The sequence below is a fragment of the Syntrophomonas zehnderi OL-4 genome (assembly GCF_000983115.1).
Taxonomy (GTDB): domain Bacteria; phylum Bacillota; class Syntrophomonadia; order Syntrophomonadales; family Syntrophomonadaceae; genus Syntrophomonas_B; species Syntrophomonas_B zehnderi.
Genome location: NZ_CGIH01000029.1, coordinates 75,331 through 91,740, shown reverse-complemented (window position 1 = coordinate 91,740; position 16,410 = coordinate 75,331). Strand labels below are relative to the sequence as shown.

Here is a 16,410-nt window from a genome sequence, read left to right as displayed (position 1 = left end):
ATCATTTGGTATAATGCGGTATAGAAGCTGTTTTGTCTAAAGACGTTTTTAACTAACATAAAAAGCATACCTCCTTTAGTTAATTTTGATTTTGCTAACCAAATTATACCACAGGAGGGTATGCTTTTTGTGCTTTAAATGGACTTTTTCAGTGGTCTCGAACCGTCCCCTTGACAACACCCTTGACAACAATAAAAATCCCCTTTGTGTAGTCCTGAATTTTTGTTATTTCAGGTGTCTACTCAAAGGGGAGCATATCAATCCTTAAGCGGGCTTTATTAATTTTTTTAAGGTTTAGATCTCTTTTAGCAGATTAACCATTTCAATTGCGGTCATGGCTGCGTCGGCCCCTTTATTGCCGGCCTTGGTTCCGGCCCTTTCGATGGCCTGCTCAATAGTATCTGCCGTAATAATCCCATAAATAACCGGCACACCAGTATTTAACCCTACCTGGGCAATGCCTTTGGTTACTTCCGCAGATACGTATTCAAAATGCGGCGTGCCACCTCTGATGACGGCTCCCAGACAAATAACTGCATTATAACCTTTGGCGGTCATCTTCTGAGCCGCCAAAGGCATTTCAAACGCGCCCGGCACCCAGGCGATGTCAATGTCCTCTTGCGCTACGCCGTGCCGAACCAGCGTGTCTATACAGCCTGACAGCAGTTTGTTGGTAATAAATTCATTAAATCTCGATACTACTATCCCCAACCTTTGTTGATCCCCGATCAGATTTCCTTCGAGTATCCTTGCCACTATAAAATAACCTCCCTAGAATTTTATTTTGGTACTTAATATTATTAGCCGCTCTGACTATAGCTGATAATTACTATTTATTTCGCAACAGGTAAGAATACTAACGCATCCCCCTGCGGTTACTGCTGATATGAACTTAATTAAGGTTGCCGCTTTATCCGCGTCTATTGGCGATAATTACCTAGTTGGCCAGCAGATGCCCCATTTTATCCCGCTTGGTATGCAGATAGCGGGTATTTTCCGGTTTTAATTCCATTTCAATAGGCACCCGTTCGACAACCTCCAGGCCGTATCCTTCCAGGCCTTTAATTTTTTTCGGGTTATTGGTCATCAAGCGCATCTTTTTAACGCCCAAATCAACCAGTATCTGGGCTCCTATGCCATAGTCGCGCAGATCTTCCGGGAAACCCAGATCCAGATTGGCCTGCACTGTGTCCCGCCCATTATCCTGGAGCTTATAGGCGCGAATTTTGTTTACCAGTCCAATGCCGCGTCCTTCCTGACGCATATATAATAAGATTCCTTTGCCTTCCTTTTCAATCATATTCATCGCCATAGCCAGCTGCTCACCGCAATCACAACGACAGGAGCCGAATACATCTCCGGTCAGACATTCGGAGTGCACCCTGACCAAAATAGGCTCCTGGGGATCCCATTCGCCTTTTACCAGGGCCAGATGTCCCTTGCCATCCAGTAAGGATTCATAGGCAACCGCGGTAAAATCTCCGTAACGGGTAGGAAGTTTGGTATCCTCAACCCTAACAATAAGTTTTTCATTCCGGCGGCGATATTCAATAAGATCAGCAATAGTAGCAATTTTCACCTGGTGTTCCCGGGCAAATTCAAGTAATTCAGGAACCCGCGCCATGGTACCGTCTTGACTCATTATTTCGCAGATCACTGCAGCCGGATAAAGCCCCGCCAGGCGCGCCAAATCTATGGAGCCTTCCGTATGGCCGGTGCGGCGCAAAACGCCGCCCTCCCGATACCGTAGCGGAAAGATATGACCGGGTCTTCTAAAATCCTCCGCTTTACTGTCCTTGGCAACCAGTGCTGCAATGGTTGCTGCTCTCTCATGAGCCGATATCCCGGTAGAGGTTGAGAAATGATCAACCGAAACAGTAAAGGCGGTTTGGTGATTATCAGTATTTTCTACAACCATGGGTTGGATATCCAATTCATCGAGCCGTTCCCCCAGCATGGGCATACAGATCAGTCCCTTGGCATGGCTGGCCATGAAATTCACCGCCTCGGGGCTGCATTTTTCAGCGGCAATAATTATATCTCCTTCGTTTTCCCGATCCTCATCATCAACCAGGATAACCATTTTCCCTTCCCGGATATCGTTGATAGCTTCTTCGATGGTGTTAAACATACTAATACCTCCTGTCTTATAAAAATCCGTGTTCAGCTAAAAAACCCCAACTGAGATCTGTTTTATTCTCTCCTTTATCACGGGTGATGAGTTTTTCGATATATCTGCCGATAATATCAGTTTCCAAATTTACGGTATCACCGGGTTTCTTAAAACCAAGAGTCGTCACAGCTGCTGTATGCGGAATAAGGGATATCGTAAAACTATCAGAGGATACATCTACTACAGTCAGGCTGATTCCGTCAATTGCGATGGAGCCTTTACTGACTACATAGGCTAATACTTCAGACGGAGCCTTAATGGTAAACAGGATAGCTATATCCAGCTTCTCCCGTTCAGTGATAGTTCCAACACCGTCCACATGACCTTGCACCAAATGTCCTCCCATCCTGTCGCCCAAACGCATCGCCCGTTCCAAGTTGACACGTTTTCCGGAGCTCAGTTCATTAAGATTGGTTTTTGCTAATGTCTCCGCCATTACATCCGCAACAAAATGGGTGGTAGCAAATGAAGTAACCGTTAAACACACACCATTAACAGCGATACTGTCTCCTATATCGACATCTTCCAGCACTTTTTCAGCCTGTACGCTGATTCGGGAAGAATTCGTTCCCCGTTCAATTTTTTTTATAGTCCCTAATTCTTCAATAATCCCTGTAAAAATCTTAATCACCGCCTGATAAAATTATCTTACCCACTCAAGCCCTACCTGGCTCACGGGAACTAAAACTTCGGCTGGCTAGGCAAATAATTGTAAGCTGGTTTGTCCTAATTCATCCCTGATACTTGGGTAGTCGCAATTTCTATTAATCTAAGTCTATAACAAATCTATTTCCAAACTGCTTCATTTGTCAAAGTAACCTGTTATTAAAATATCTTTTTCAAACCTGGTTACTTCAATGGATTGGAGTTCCCAGGCCTCCTGCATCATATTTAACCCAGTTCCCATAACCGGCGTTGCAGCATTGCGGCCGCCGATAATCTTCGGAGCGATAAACCAATAAACCTTGTCAACCAATTGTCTTTCTAAAAGGGAAGCATTAATCTCCCCTCCACCTTCTACCAGTACGCTGCAGATCCCTTCCCGGCCTAAATGCTGCAGGACATTTTCCAAGGGGACAAGCCCCTCTTGCTCAGGGAGGCGAATTATTTCACAGCCGGCCGCTTGTAATCTGGTTGCGCGCTGTAAATCTGCCTGCGAGGAACAAAACACCAGGCTGCGCAGTTCGTGGCTGCTCTTTACAATCTGACTGTTCAGGGGCAGATCCAGGTAACTGTCGATGATAACACGAACTGGATGATGAATATCATCACAGTTTAGACGGGTATTAAGCCTCGGGTCATCATGCAATACCGTACCAATGCCAACCAGAATTGCGTCATGGATGTTTCTCAACCGGTGCACATGGTTGCGGGCGTCTTCAGCGGTAATCCATTTTGAATCTCCGCCGGCAGCAGCAATCTTGCCATCTAAAGTCATAGCGGTTTTTAAGGCCACAAAGGGAATCCTGGTTTGAATATATTTAATATAGGCCTCGTTTAGCTGCCGGGCTTCTTTTTCCATTATTCCTGTATCTACTATTATGCCGGCCTTAAGAAGTTTTTGCCGACCTTGCCCTGCCACCTGGGGATTAGGATCTAAAGTGGCTATAACGACTCGTCTAACACCTGCTTTAACCAAAGCATCGGCACAAGGAGGAGTGCGTCCATAATGGCTGCAGGGCTCCAGGGTGACATACACCGTAGCCCCGCTCGCCTTAACCCCGGCTTGATTTAGGGCATGAATCTCAGCATGGGGCGTACCGGCTTTCAGATGATAACCTGCACCAACCACTTCTCCATCTTTCACGATTACCGCCCCAACGACCGGATTAGGACTGGTGCGTCCCAGGGCCTGGGAAGCTAGTTCTAAGGCTATTTGCATATAGTGCTGATCGGATGCGGACATATTGGAAAATCCTTTACAAAAATAATAAAACCCTGATAAACATATCAGGGTTGATGACAATAAAATGCGCAGTATGGTTTTACGCTAAAAAGGCGTACCTAAATCCGCACTTTTCCTCTTCCATCCAGACTATCACTGTCGGCCTCGGAGTTTCACCGAATCCTACCTTAACGGCTCGCGGGCTTTACCGCCGATAGGGAATTTCACCCATCCCTGAAGAAAGTACTCATAATATGCAGTTTATTTACCTGCTATATTAGCATCTATGGCATCGCCGGTCAAGTTTATTAAGAGGAAGATGGCTTGAGTCAGGAAAGATTTTTTAAGCTCTGTACGGCATTGTTTATATCGGCTGATCCAAACACATAGGAACCGGCTACTAATACATCGGCTCCGGCGGCGACAACTTCCCGTCCGGTGGACAGGTTAATGCCGCCATCAACCTGCAAAAACGCACCGGAGTTAACTTGATCCAGCATTTTCCGCAGACGGGCAATCTTGGCTAAACTGGCGGGTATAAACTTTTGTCCGCCAAAACCGGGGTTTACACTCATAATTAGCGCCAGATCCAAATCATCCAGCACATTTTCAATACTAGCCAGAGGAGTAGAGGGGTTCAAGGCAACTCCTGCCTGAATTCCAGCATCTTTGATCATATGCAGCACCCGGTGCAAATGCGGGCAGGTTTCGACATGAACCGTGATAAGGTCGGCACCGGCCTTGACAAAGTCCGGGATCAAATTCTCAGGTTTTTCAATCATCAAATGAACATCCAGAAACAGCGGACTTACTTTTTTAACTGCCTTGACTACGGGCGGGCCCATTGTAATATTAGGCACAAAACGGCCATCCATGACATCAATATGCAGCCAGTCAGCTCCCGCCTGAAAAACCTTGTTTATATCAGCGGCCAGGTACGCAAAGTCGGCCGATAAAATCGATGGGGCAACCAATAACACTAATAGCACCTCTCATTTTCGATAACTTCTTCCAGCATAGCTATGTAATTATTGTAACGTTGGGCAAGTATTTTTTTTTCGCCGACGGCCTTTTTAACTCCACAATCATTTTCTTTGTAATGAATGCAATCAGCGAATCTGCAATCTTGCGTATGAAAAATAAAATCGGGAAAATAGTGGGTCAGTTCTTCTCTTCGCATACGGGGGATGTCCAAGACGCTAAAACCGGGTGTATCTACGAGGCAGGCACCGTTTGTCAGCGGATGTAATTCCACATGACGGGTGGTGTGTTTGCCCCGTCTGATTTTATCGCTGACTTCCTGGGTAGGCATCAGGTTCCGGCCTATCAGCTGGTTAAACAAACTGGATTTGCCTGCCCCGGAAGAACCAGCCATAACGGCTACCTCGCCTTGTATCTTATCCCGCAAGATGTCTAAGCCGATGCCGTCTCGGGCCGATACCTTAAGCACAGAATAGCCCGCCCGGGGATAATAGTCCATAATATCATCTATCTCCTTATTACCAGATAAATCACATTTATTTAAGACGATACAGGTCGACAAATGGCTATGTTCAGCTAGCAACAGTAAGCGATCCAGCAGGCTCAAACTGGGACGTGGCCGGTCATGGGCCATTATAATAAGTACCAGGCTGACATTAGCTACCTTGGGACGGTAAAGCTGGTTATTACGGGGCAGTATTTTCTCCAGAATACCCTTGCCCTCCTCTAATAACGAAATTATAACCCGGTCACCGGTTATGATATTTTCCTTTAATTTGCCTCGCACCCTGCACTCGTGGATATTCAAATTACTATCCTGCACGTAATAAAAGCCACTATAATTCTTTAATACCCGGCCTTCTACTTGAGCAGCGACCATCATACCCTCCATTCAAAAGATTATCTGAGCGGTTCAACTTTAACGGATTTCCCGTTTAAAAATATTTCAGCGGTTCCGGTTCCGTTATAGGTTATACCGGCATATACGGAATCATTAGCTCGATGCAGTTGGTTATATACGTCACGGGTGCCATTAATATCATTGACCTTGATTACAACTCTATAATATTCCTGATCACCGGGCAGTTTAAACTGCAACGTCTTAGTCTTAGAGGTTGGCCCAGGCCCGTTGCTGACCGTCAGGCTGATAGGGGTGCCTTTTTCCACCATTACGCCGGCGGCATACTCCTGGTCGGCAATCTTATCCGCATAATAATCGGCACTATCCTTGCGCTTTATTTCGCCTACCTCCAGCTCATATTCCTTGAGTTTTGCCCGGGCTTCACTAAGGCTCAGTCCTTTTAATTCCGGCATTGAAACCCGCTCCGGCTGTTTGCCTTTACTTACCGTAACCCTGATACTGGTTCCTGATTTTACTTGAGCTCCCTTGCCAGGATCCTGGGAAGTAATCGTGCCTTCCGGGCGATCATCATAAACATATTCAGGTCTACCCAGGCTTAAATCTTTGCTGCTTAAAAGCCTGCCGGCATCATCAACACTCTTGCCAACGACATTGGGAACAACGATTAATTCAGGCCCCAAACTAAGTGTAACTTCAATTTTACGCCCTTTTTTAACCTTCCTGCCCTCATCCGGACTCTGCGAAATTACTTCATCTTTTTCGAATTTGTCGCTATGTTCACGGCCGATTACTTTTAACTGCAAACCTAAATCATGTAAAGAATCCTCAGCCTCCTTTAAGGACATGCCTTTTATATCCGGCACGGCGACTTCTTCGCCAAACAGGCTGCCCCCGGCCACTAAAATCCCGGATAATAAACCAATAATGGCAATAGCAATAATAGCAATACCAATAGGGCGGATCTTCTTTTTCTTCTTCAAGCCGCTATCATCCCTTTCATTAACGACTGGGGACATCACCAAGGTTTGATCATTTCTGTGTTTTGCGTTCAAATCCTCCGGCCGATTGGTATAATAAACCAAAAGAGCATTGCGCATCTCTTCGGCGGTAACATATCTGTGGGCGGGGTTTTTTTGAATAGCTTTGTAGACAATAGCTTCCAGGCTCGCAGGTACTGTGCTATTTAATGTTCTCAAGGAAGGCGGCTCATCATGGATATGCTTTAACGCCACTGTGATAGGGCTTTCCGCGTCAAAAGGAACCCTCCCGGTCAGCATTTCAAACAAAACGCAACCTACTGAATATATATCGGTGGTACGGTTAATTGGATCGCCCTTGGCTTGTTCCGGAGATATATAGTGAACTGAGCCTACTATATTGTTGCCATAAGTTATGGTAGCATTACTCATGGCGCGGGCGATGCCAAAATCAGCTACCTTCACCATGCCGTGCTCCGTAATAAGAATATTATGGGGTTTTATATCGCGGTGAATTATACCCTTTTCATGGGCATGATGTATGCCATCGCAGATCATTATGGCAATATCGACCGCCCTATCCACCGGCAACGGTGCCTGACGACGGATAACATCTTTTAAAGTCTGGCCTTCTACGTATTCCATAACGATATAATATACATCGTTTTCCTGACCGACATCATAGACGTTTACAATGTTAGGGTGGGTTAGGCGCGCTGCTGATAAAGCTTCACTTTTGAATTTTTCTACAAAATTTTTGTCACGGGAATATTCTTCTTTTAATATTTTAACCGCCACAATTCGATCCAAAATTCTGCAGCGGGCTTTAAATACCTTAGCCATACCGCCTTCGCCAATCACTTCAATCAGCTCATAGCGTCCACCAATTATCGTGCCGTTCAAAACATTTACCTCCAATTCTATAAACGTAGAAGCACAATAGTTATGTTATCATGTCCGCCTCTGCTCAGGGCCATACTAATCAGATCCCGAGCTGCCTGTTGCGGTTCATGCTGTATACTTAGTATTGCCAGGATTTCATGGTTTTCCAGCAAATTGGTCAGGCCATCGCTGCAAAGCAATATCCAATCTCCTGTCTGCACCTTGTCGTGGTACAAATCGATCTTTACCTTGGATTCAACCCCCAAGGCACGGGTCAAAACGTGGTTAAAAGCGTTGTAACGCATTTCTTCAGCTTTAAGCAAGCCATCCTTAAACATCTGTTCTGCCAGGGTGTGATCCTTGGTTATCTTTATTATCTTGTTATCACGTACTATAAAAAGACTACTGTCTCCTACATGGCCTACCACAATTTCTTCTGTGGACACGACTGCGGCAGTAATAGTGGTACCCATTTCCCTTACACCCTCATTATGGCGACCGGTATCCCAAATAACCTGATTAGCTATTTCTATCGCCTTTTGTAAAGCGCCGGTAACTTCCGACCAGTTATTATAGATAAAATGGCGACTAACCGTATCAATGGCCAAACGGGAAGCTACATCTCCTCCCTTATGTCCCCCCATACCATCACAAACCAGAAATAGATTTCTGTCTTGATCAATAAGGTAAGCGTCTTCATTTTTTTGGCGCTGCAGGCCAATATCTGTAATTCCAAACGCTTTCATAATTCACCTCAGCATAATATCACAAACACAAACTATTAACCGTCATGCCCGAAAACTCGTTAACGCTCGCGGCGGGACAGCAATTGACCGCAAGCGGCCTCAATGTCAGAACCGTGTTCCTCCCGCAGGTTAACATTTAACCCGCCTGCCACCAGCCATTTATAAAACTGGGCAATGCTTTGGGGAGAGGGCTTTTTAAAAGGCAGGCCGCTTACTTCATTATATGGGATCAAATTTACATTCGCCAATAACGGTTTTAACATTTTTATCATGGCCTCGGCATCTTGTTGTCTGATATTGACCCCGTCCAGCATAACATATTCGAATGTAACCCGCCGGTTTGTTATTTCAATATAGTTTTTTATCGCCTGCATCAGTATATCCAAGGGGTACTTACGGTTCATGGGAACCAAATCATCCCTGAGCTTATTATCGCAAGCATGCAAAGATATGGCAAGGGTCACCTGCAGATCAGTTTGAGCTAATTTATCAATGCCTGCTGCGTCTCCTGAAGTAGATATAGTTATATGTCTTTGACCAATATTGATTCCTTTATGGTCATTTAGAAAATAAACGGACTCTAGCACCTCATCAAAGTTTAAAAATGGTTCCCCCATTCCCATAAAAACTATATTGCTGATTAAATCTTCACCGTTCTTCTTTAGGCGTTTGCTTAATTCCCGCTGCGATCCCAGTACCTGTCCCACGATCTCATAGGCCTCAAGATTTCTTTGGAATCCACCTGTTCCGGTCGCACAAAAGCTGCAGCCCACCGGGCAACCTACCTGGCTGGATATGCACAGGGTGTAAGTGGTATTTTTGTGATTCGATTGCGGTATAATAACCGTTTCTATCTTCTTTTTATCTTTCATTTCAAGTAGAAACTTACGGGTATTATCACTGGAAACACGTTGTTTTAAAACCCGGGGAATGGAAACTTCAGCTCGTTCGTCTAAATGCTGCCTTAATTCCTTGGGCAGGTCACTCATCTCATAAAAGGATGAAGTTTGCTTTTGATAAATCCATCTATAAACCTGTCTGGCTCGATAAGCCGGTTCACCTATACTTACGAAGAAATCTTCCAATTCTGGCAGCTTCATGCCAAGAAATTCGGTTTTCTTTATCGTGTTCATTTATAATCGCTTATCCCCTTCGCATTCGTGCATAAAACATTCCATCCATACCATATTTACCAGGCAGGAGAGTCAGGAAACCCAACCGGGCAGCCTGACGATCTGTCTGATCCAAGGGGAGGAAATCAACCTGCCGGTCGATTGCCTCCAGTTTATAATCTGGATTATACTTTAAAAAATCATTAACAACCGCTTCATTCTCCAGGCGATTAACGGTACAGGTAGAATAAACCAATACCCCTCCGGGTAATACCGCCTGTCCGGCCACACTAAGCAGGTTTTTCTGCAATTCGTTTAGTTTGGCTATCTCGGCAGGTTCTTTTCGCCAACGGGAATCAGAACGCCGATTTAAGACCCCCAGACCAGAACAGGGCGCGTCCAGGAAGACGCGGTTCCGGTTTGGAACAGGTTTTATTTGCAATATATCTTTTTGAACCCCCTCAACAATAGTGACACCTAGTCGGTGACAGTTTGTTTTCAGGAGTTTTATTTTATGTTCATGAAGATCGACAGCTTCAATGTGACCTTGATTATCCATCATTTCTGCAAAATGGGTCGTTTTCCCTCCTACCCCGCAGCACAGATCCAAGACCCTTTCGCCCGGTTGGGGCGCAACAATGACCCCGGCGAGCATGGCCGCTTCGTTTTGGACATAAAACTGCCCTTTTTGAAAACTCTTAAGCCCCTCCAAACTCTTATCCATCGACTCGACCCTTATAGACCATGGAATAATTGGGCTGGCAACAGCCTGAATTCCCTCTGCGGCCAGTTCCTGTAGAACCGTTGTTCTATCAGCCTTTAAGCTATTATGGCGCAAAGTCAACTGTACCCGTTGGTTCAAATAGTATAACATGGCTTGGGCTGCTTCCCTACCGTATTCATCCACCCATTTTTTTACCAGCCAATCCGGCTGGGAATAATAAATAGCCAGGTATTCTATGCTGTCAGCAGGTGGGTATACATACTTTCCTCTTTCTCTGATTAGATTTCTAAGTACCCCGTTACATACTGCAGCCAGTGCTTTACTGCACTTTTGACGGCATAAATCAACCGCATCGTTGACCACCGCGTAATTCGGTATTCGATCCATGAATAAGACTTGATAGGCAGACATCCTTAATATGTTTCTTAACCAGGGATTCTGCTTATCAATAGGTTTTCGCAAAAAAAGATTAAGCACCCAATCCAGGTGCTTTATCATTCTTACACTGCCATTAACGATTTCAGTTACCAAATTTTTATCGTTTGGGGATAGCTGGGAATTGCGCAGCTTATTTTCCAGACAAATATTGGCATAGGCACCCTTTTCCATCACTTCATAAAGTATATTAAGTGCCAGTTCTCGTGCAACGGGTGTTCCTTTTGTATCTTCCTTGACCTGCATAGATCCTCCCGTTAATATAGTTATTTTTACCAAAAACGAGCATCTTTAGCGCAATAAATTTTAATCATCAGCACTGCCCATAAAAATCAATAAATAATAAAGCAGGTTGGCAATTGCAGACAAGGCTGCCGCCAGATAAGTCAGAGCAGCGGCTCCTAATACTTTCTTAACCATGGGAACTTCATCATTGCCGATAACACCAATATCGCTTAATTGGGCTACGGCCCGTCTCGAGGCATTAAACTCGACCGGCAGGGTAACGAGGTGAAACAAAACAACGGCGGAAAACAGTACGATTCCTACCAGGATTAGATTGGCCTGCTGCAGCAACAAACCGATCAATAAAATCGGGAAAGATGCCGAAGAGGCGAAATTTGTAACCGGAACCAGTTTATGACGTAATTCCAAAGGGCCATACTGCTGTCCATGCTGAATAGCGTGGCCAACTTCATGGGCTGCCACACCGATAGCAGCAATAGAGTCGTTGCCGTAAACTGCTTCTGATAAACGCACCGTGTATGACTGGGGGTCGTAATGGTCGGTTAAATTGCCTGCAATCGGTTCAACATGGACACGTCCGATGCCGTTTCGATTTAGCAGATTCACCGCTACATCCCTTCCCGTGGCACCGCTTGAGGCGCGCACGTTGGAATATCTTCTAAAGGTAGATTTTACCTTAAACTGCGCATACATGGACAGTATTAGAGCCGGAAGAATTAACATTAAATACAACATCAATTTGCCTCCTTACATATGGCCTGTAATGCCATTTCAACTTTCGACATATCAACACTAGTATTATAACAGGGACCATTGGGCCTGCAGTTTAAAACTCCATACACGGGCAGGGAGGCGGTTTCCAAAATACCTAGGGATAGATCCCGCTCACAAGCTATGGCAATGATCCCGGCCGGGTGATGATCTTCGATAAACTTACGGGCCAAGGTTCCGCCGGTAGCAACCTTGATCACCGCATTATACTTGCGGCTCAGGTTTATCAAATCACCAATGCAGCATTTTCCACATTGCTTGCAATTATTTATGTCCACGGTTATTTTATGCGGACAATCCGCATCCTGCAAGCAATGCGGCAACAGTATCATTATCTGATCACCTGGCAGAACTAGTTTTTTTGATTTTACCAGATTATTATTCACTTCGATATAGGAACGCTGTACTTTTTCTTGCTCAATACCAAAAAAACGACCGATGACGATCGTCAAAGGAAAAAGCATTTCATTTACCCGCTTGCTGATGTTATCCAGCGAAGGAGTACTTTTGGAACGCACAATCATCATTATGATTGCCAATATTCCGGCACCCAGAACCAGGATAGAAATAGCCAAGCAGGCTAAAATGACCTGCACTAAAACCTGGCTTAACATCGTGCGTTTGGTAAATAACAGCCAGATGATTGCAATAAGTACCAGGCCTAATAAGAAAGAACCTAATAATAAACCAACATAAAGGCGTTTTTTAGTCTTCATATTAAAAACCTCAATATAGGCATTCCTAAACAAAATACGTTGCTAAACCTCGCCTCACCCCCTTTTAATTACCCAATATATCTCCAACCTTTAGTTTGAAGCCTTTCAAAAAATCACCGCTGGGCATTCTTTTTCTGCCTTCCATCTGCACCTCGCGTATTTCCAGAAGCCCCCGGGAGGATTTGACGATAAACCCGTCCGTAACAATAGCCACTATTTCCCCAGGCTCGCCTGGAGCATCATCGGGAAGCGTCCGGCTTTTAAATATTTTAAATCTCTTACCCTGAAAGGAAGTATACGCGGCAGGTTTAGGACTTAATGCCCGGATGCGGTTATGGATAGAGATAGCTTCATCTTGCCAGTTTATCTCTTCTTCTTCCCGGGTGAGCATATGAGCATAGCTCGCCAAAAAAGGGTTCTGTTTTTTCCTGGGAAAAGAACCGCTTTTTAATATTGCCAGGGTGTCCATTAATAAATCCGCCCCGGCAACTGCCAGCAGTTGTTCGTATTGTCCATGATCCATTTCAGGAGGTATGGGTACCGGCATCTGTAAAATGATGTCACCCGTATCAAGACCCGAATCCATCGCCATCGTAGTTACACCGCTGATTTCTTCCCCGGCCATTATGGCGCGCTGTATGGGAGCAGCCCCCCGATAACGGGGCAGCAGGGAAGCATGTACGTTTATACAACCCAGGCGAGGATAATCCAGCAATTCCGGAGGAATAATCTGTCCATAGGACGCAACCACGATTATATCAGCTTCAAGGGATTGAATCCGGTCAACTGATTCCTCAATCTTAATGCGAGCCGGTTGGAACAAAGGCAGTTCATATTTTAGAGCAACTTCCTTAACCGGAGACGGTACGAACTTGTTGCCTCGACCTCTGGGGCGATCCGGCTGGGTTACTACAGTTAGAATCTCGTCAGGAGACTCAATCAGTTTTAATAAAGATGGAACAGCAAAATCCGAGGTACCCATAAAAATGATATTCAAGATTATACCCCCTGTGGCTCTATTCAGACTCCCTCTGCATTTTGATGGCTATATCAGGAAACAGTATACCATCCAGATGGTCTATTTCGTGTTGAAATGCCCGCGCTAATATGTCGCTTGCCTCAATTTCTATTTTTTCCCCGGCCCGGTTCATACCCCGGACGGTTATTTTCTGAGAACGACTTACCCAGCCAACCATTTCCGGAACACTCAAACAGCCTTCCTGGGCAGTTTGTTCACCCTCTCTTATTACGATTTCCGGGTTGACTATTTCATATAACTGATCCCCCGGATCAACTACGATAATACGTTTGGATATACCTATCTGTGGTGCTGCCAAACCAATTCCATCAGCCGCATACATGGTATCGCGCATATTATCCAGCACCCTTAAAACGCCGGGCGTTATCTTATCTACCGCCTGGGCTTTTTGCCTTAAAACCGGATCGGGTATGGTCACTACTTGATATACAGCCAATATATTGCCTCCTTACATGGTTATCATAGGATTTAAATCGACTTCAAGCCTTAAACCTTCAGGGCTGCCTCTTTTTATTATACACGCCGCAATACTATGCAATAAACTGCTGCTTATACATTTAAGCAGTATTTGATGGCGGTAGCGATTACGGATTTTATGAATAGGACAAGAGGCCGGCCCCAATAACATAATATCATCTTCCTTGGCATCAATCATCTCTTCAATATATAATGCTGTTGCCAGCGAATAAGAACGACATTGTTGATCCGATTTTGAATGAAAAACGATACGCAGAATGTTGGTATAAGGCGGATACTCCAAGAGTTTGCGGATGCGGTTCTCCTGTTTATAGAAACTGTCATAATCTTGGTTGGCCGCCATTTGAATTACCGAAGCTTCGGGATTGTAAGTCTGAATAAAAACTTCCCCGGCAATGTCAGCCCGGCCGGCTCTTCCAGCCGCCTGTACCAACAGCTGAAAACATCGTTCTGCGGCTCGAAAATCCGGCAGATTAAGTATGCTGTCGGCATCCAACACCCCAACCAGGGAAACACCAGGAAAATCCAAGCCTTTGGCTACCATCTGAGTTCCGATTAAAATATCAAGTTCCCCGTTTTTCATGGCCTTAAGTATTTTTTTCTGGTGGCCTTTTTTACGGCTACTGTCCATATCCAATCTGGCTACCCGGGCCTGTGGAAATAAAAGGCTGATCTCTTCCTCAACCTTTTGTGTTCCTGAACCGAGTAATTGCAAATGGGTACTGCCACATGATTCGCAGGTCGTTTTTTGCTGACGTTGATAATTACAGTAATGACAAACATTAAGATTGCGATCCTGATGATAGGTTAGGCCTACCGAACAGGATGGACATGTGGCAATAGTACCACATTCCCGACATATAGTCATGGGTGAATATCCCCGCCGATTAATAAAAAGTATACTTTGCTCACCGTTTATCAGGCCTTGGCTTAACCTTTCCTGCAAAGGCAGAGATATAACTCCTCGGTAACCCTTGCGGAAAGACTGACGCATATCCTCGATAATAACCCGAGGCATCACCGCCCCAGCCGTTCTCTGAGAAAGAGACAGCAGTTTTACTTCCCCGGTCATGGCACGATGATACGTTTCAATGGCGGGGGTAGCACTGCCCAAAAGCAGAAGGGCTGACTCCATCTGAGCCCTCCGGCGGGCTACATCGCGGGTATGATAACGTGGCAATTCTTCCTGTTTAAAGGTGTTTTCCTGTTCTTCATCTATAATAATTAAGCCTAATTTGGATACCGGTGCAAAGATTGCAGAGCGGGGGCCTAATACCAGGCAGGCTTCGTTTTGTTGGATTCTGCGCCACTCTTCATAGCGCTCTTGGGCCGTCATGCCACTGTGTAGGACGGCAACATCGGGAATACGATCGGAGAAAATATCTAGAAGCTGTCTGGTCAGAGCAATTTCGGGTACCAGAATAATTACGGAGCGGCCTGATTGCAGCACCGCCTGGGCCGCTTGCAGGTAAACTTCCGTTTTTCCGCTGCCGGTAACCCCGAAAAGTAAATATTCTTCATATTGTCTGTTCTTTAAGGCTGCTTTTAATGTAGCAACCGCTTTTTGCTGCTCGTCATTTAGTGTAAAATCAGGAGTTAAAACCCGTTGGGGCGGTTGTTCAAACCGTATATATCCTTTTTTCAACAAGGCATTAGTGATCTGCCGGGTAAAATTCTTGTTAAATAGCTTGCTATCCATTCCGGGATGGGACAACAAGTATTGCATGGCTTCTGCCTGGCGGGGAGCCCTACGTTGCAGGTTTAACAGATCATTAGTCTTATCAAAACTGTTCGCCGCATAAACATGGTATGCCTTTTCCAGAGATCGTGTCTGGTAGTCGCCGATAACCAATAACAACCCGGACTTTACCATTTTGTTTAATTCGCTCCGGTTTATATACTCGAATGTTTTTGACATGGTTAGTTCCCCGGAAGACCATAATTCTTTGAACAGGTCTTCATGGGGGCGGTCTGCCCCTTTATAGTTCTGATAGTATTTATCGGCATCGATGCCTGCTATGACTCTAGGGTTGTTGGGACGATGCAGTAAAGTGGGGATCATTATCGACAGGGTCAGAGCCAGCGGAGCTAAATAGTAGTCTGCCATCCAGCAGGCCAGTTCCAATAGTCGCTGATCAAAAACCGGTTCCTGATCCAAAACACGCAAAACAGGTTTTAAATCATTTATATCGTCTGTCTTAATCTCTTGTATAATGAATGCTTCGGTTTTTTTGCCAGCAAAGTCAACCAGCACCCTTTTGCCGAAAACGGCTTTATCTTGAATTTCATCGGGAATATAGTATGTAAATACAGTATTTAATTGGCTGGTAGGTATGTTGACAATTACCCCCGCCGCTTTCATTTTATATCCTCCCACTTTGCCC

Annotated in this window: 15 protein-coding genes and 1 riboswitch; all 15 genes read right to left on the bottom strand. The window is 45.1% G+C overall.

Features of this window, described 5'->3' with window-relative positions; translation table 11 throughout:
• Positions 1 to 294: 294 nt before the first annotated feature.
• Positions 295 to 756, bottom strand: coding sequence for a 6,7-dimethyl-8-ribityllumazine synthase (gene ribH / locus AAV90_RS09035; protein WP_046498023.1), 462 nt, complete (start codon positions 754 to 756; stop codon positions 295 to 297).
• A gap of 181 nt (positions 757 to 937) precedes the next feature.
• Complete coding sequence (locus AAV90_RS09030) at positions 938 to 2,131, bottom strand: bifunctional 3,4-dihydroxy-2-butanone-4-phosphate synthase/GTP cyclohydrolase II (RefSeq protein ID WP_046498021.1); 1,194 nt, start codon at positions 2,129 to 2,131, stop codon at positions 938 to 940.
• A gap of 16 nt (positions 2,132 to 2,147) precedes the next feature.
• Positions 2,148 to 2,795 carry a riboflavin synthase gene (locus tag AAV90_RS09025; RefSeq protein ID WP_046498085.1) on the bottom strand — a complete coding sequence of 216 codons (648 nt, stop codon included), beginning with the start codon at positions 2,793 to 2,795 and terminating at the stop codon, positions 2,148 to 2,150.
• Between the two features lie 180 nt (positions 2,796 to 2,975).
• Positions 2,976 to 4,079, bottom strand: coding sequence for a bifunctional diaminohydroxyphosphoribosylaminopyrimidine deaminase/5-amino-6-(5-phosphoribosylamino)uracil reductase RibD (gene ribD / locus AAV90_RS09020; RefSeq protein WP_046498019.1), 1,104 nt, complete (start codon positions 4,077 to 4,079; stop codon positions 2,976 to 2,978).
• Positions 4,080 to 4,187: 108 nt separating this feature from the next.
• Positions 4,188 to 4,304: riboswitch (FMN riboswitch) on the bottom strand.
• A gap of 83 nt (positions 4,305 to 4,387) precedes the next feature.
• Positions 4,388 to 5,038: a ribulose-phosphate 3-epimerase gene (rpe, locus tag AAV90_RS09015; protein WP_046498017.1), complete on the bottom strand. Its 651-nt coding sequence runs from the start codon at positions 5,036 to 5,038 to the stop codon at positions 4,388 to 4,390.
• The gene (gene rsgA, locus AAV90_RS09010; protein WP_242847520.1) at positions 5,038 to 5,922 is read right to left on the bottom strand and encodes a ribosome small subunit-dependent GTPase A; all 885 of its coding nucleotides are present in this window, start codon (positions 5,920 to 5,922) and stop codon (positions 5,038 to 5,040) included. The genes rpe and rsgA overlap by 1 nt, the downstream gene beginning before the upstream one ends.
• Before the next feature lie 17 nt (positions 5,923 to 5,939).
• Positions 5,940 to 7,781 carry a Stk1 family PASTA domain-containing Ser/Thr kinase gene (gene pknB, locus AAV90_RS09005; protein WP_046498013.1) on the bottom strand — a complete coding sequence of 614 codons (1,842 nt, stop codon included), beginning with the start codon at positions 7,779 to 7,781 and terminating at the stop codon, positions 5,940 to 5,942.
• Between the two features lie 17 nt (positions 7,782 to 7,798).
• Positions 7,799 to 8,506, bottom strand: coding sequence for a Stp1/IreP family PP2C-type Ser/Thr phosphatase (locus AAV90_RS09000; protein ID WP_046498011.1), 708 nt, complete (start codon positions 8,504 to 8,506; stop codon positions 7,799 to 7,801).
• A gap of 59 nt (positions 8,507 to 8,565) precedes the next feature.
• Complete coding sequence (gene rlmN, locus AAV90_RS08995; protein WP_046498008.1) at positions 8,566 to 9,639, bottom strand: dual-specificity RNA methyltransferase RlmN; 1,074 nt, start codon at positions 9,637 to 9,639, stop codon at positions 8,566 to 8,568.
• Positions 9,640 to 9,649: 10 nt separating this feature from the next.
• Positions 9,650 to 11,023: a 16S rRNA (cytosine(967)-C(5))-methyltransferase RsmB gene (rsmB, locus tag AAV90_RS08990; protein WP_046498005.1), complete on the bottom strand. Its 1,374-nt coding sequence runs from the start codon at positions 11,021 to 11,023 to the stop codon at positions 9,650 to 9,652.
• Positions 11,024 to 11,083: 60 nt separating this feature from the next.
• On the bottom strand, positions 11,084 to 11,758 hold the full coding sequence (locus tag AAV90_RS08985) for a zinc metallopeptidase (protein WP_046498003.1): 675 nt from the start codon (positions 11,756 to 11,758) through the stop codon (positions 11,084 to 11,086).
• On the bottom strand, positions 11,758 to 12,510 hold the full coding sequence (locus AAV90_RS08980) for a DUF116 domain-containing protein (protein ID WP_046498081.1): 753 nt from the start codon (positions 12,508 to 12,510) through the stop codon (positions 11,758 to 11,760). The genes AAV90_RS08985 and AAV90_RS08980 overlap by 1 nt, the downstream gene beginning before the upstream one ends.
• A 64-nt stretch (positions 12,511 to 12,574) precedes the next feature.
• Positions 12,575 to 13,507, bottom strand: a complete 933-nt coding sequence (fmt, locus tag AAV90_RS08975; protein ID WP_046498000.1) for a methionyl-tRNA formyltransferase — start codon at positions 13,505 to 13,507, stop codon at positions 12,575 to 12,577.
• Between the two features lie 19 nt (positions 13,508 to 13,526).
• Positions 13,527 to 13,985 (bottom strand): peptide deformylase, encoded by a 459-nt coding sequence (gene def, locus AAV90_RS08970; protein WP_046497998.1) that lies wholly within the window; start codon positions 13,983 to 13,985, stop codon positions 13,527 to 13,529.
• Positions 13,986 to 13,997: 12 nt separating this feature from the next.
• The gene (gene priA / locus AAV90_RS08965; RefSeq protein WP_046497994.1) at positions 13,998 to 16,388 is read right to left on the bottom strand and encodes a replication restart helicase PriA; all 2,391 of its coding nucleotides are present in this window, start codon (positions 16,386 to 16,388) and stop codon (positions 13,998 to 14,000) included.
• Between the last annotated feature and the right edge of the window lie 22 nt (positions 16,389 to 16,410).

Bases quoted from the DNA above. Each gene is read 5' to 3' on its own strand.
- AAV90_RS09030 (WP_046498021.1), bottom strand. From the start codon at position 2,131: ATGTTTAACACCATCGAAGAAGCTATCAACGATATCCGGGAAGGGAAA.
- ribD (WP_046498019.1), bottom strand. From the start codon at position 4,079: ATGTCCGCATCCGATCAGCACTATATGCAAATAGCCTTAGAACTAGCT.
- rsgA (WP_242847520.1), bottom strand. From the start codon at position 5,922: ATGATGGTCGCTGCTCAAGTAGAAGGCCGGGTATTAAAGAATTATAGT.
- AAV90_RS09000 (WP_046498011.1), bottom strand. From the start codon at position 8,506: ATGAAAGCGTTTGGAATTACAGATATTGGCCTGCAGCGCCAAAAAAAT.
- rlmN (WP_046498008.1), bottom strand. From the start codon at position 9,639: ATGAACACGATAAAGAAAACCGAATTTCTTGGCATGAAGCTGCCAGAA.
- rsmB (WP_046498005.1), bottom strand. From the start codon at position 11,023: ATGCAGGTCAAGGAAGATACAAAAGGAACACCCGTTGCACGAGAACTG.
- AAV90_RS08985 (WP_046498003.1), bottom strand. From the start codon at position 11,758: ATGTTGTATTTAATGTTAATTCTTCCGGCTCTAATACTGTCCATGTAT.
- AAV90_RS08980 (WP_046498081.1), bottom strand. From the start codon at position 12,510: ATGAAGACTAAAAAACGCCTTTATGTTGGTTTATTATTAGGTTCTTTC.
- priA (WP_046497994.1), bottom strand. From the start codon at position 16,388: ATGAAAGCGGCGGGGGTAATTGTCAACATACCTACCAGCCAATTAAAT.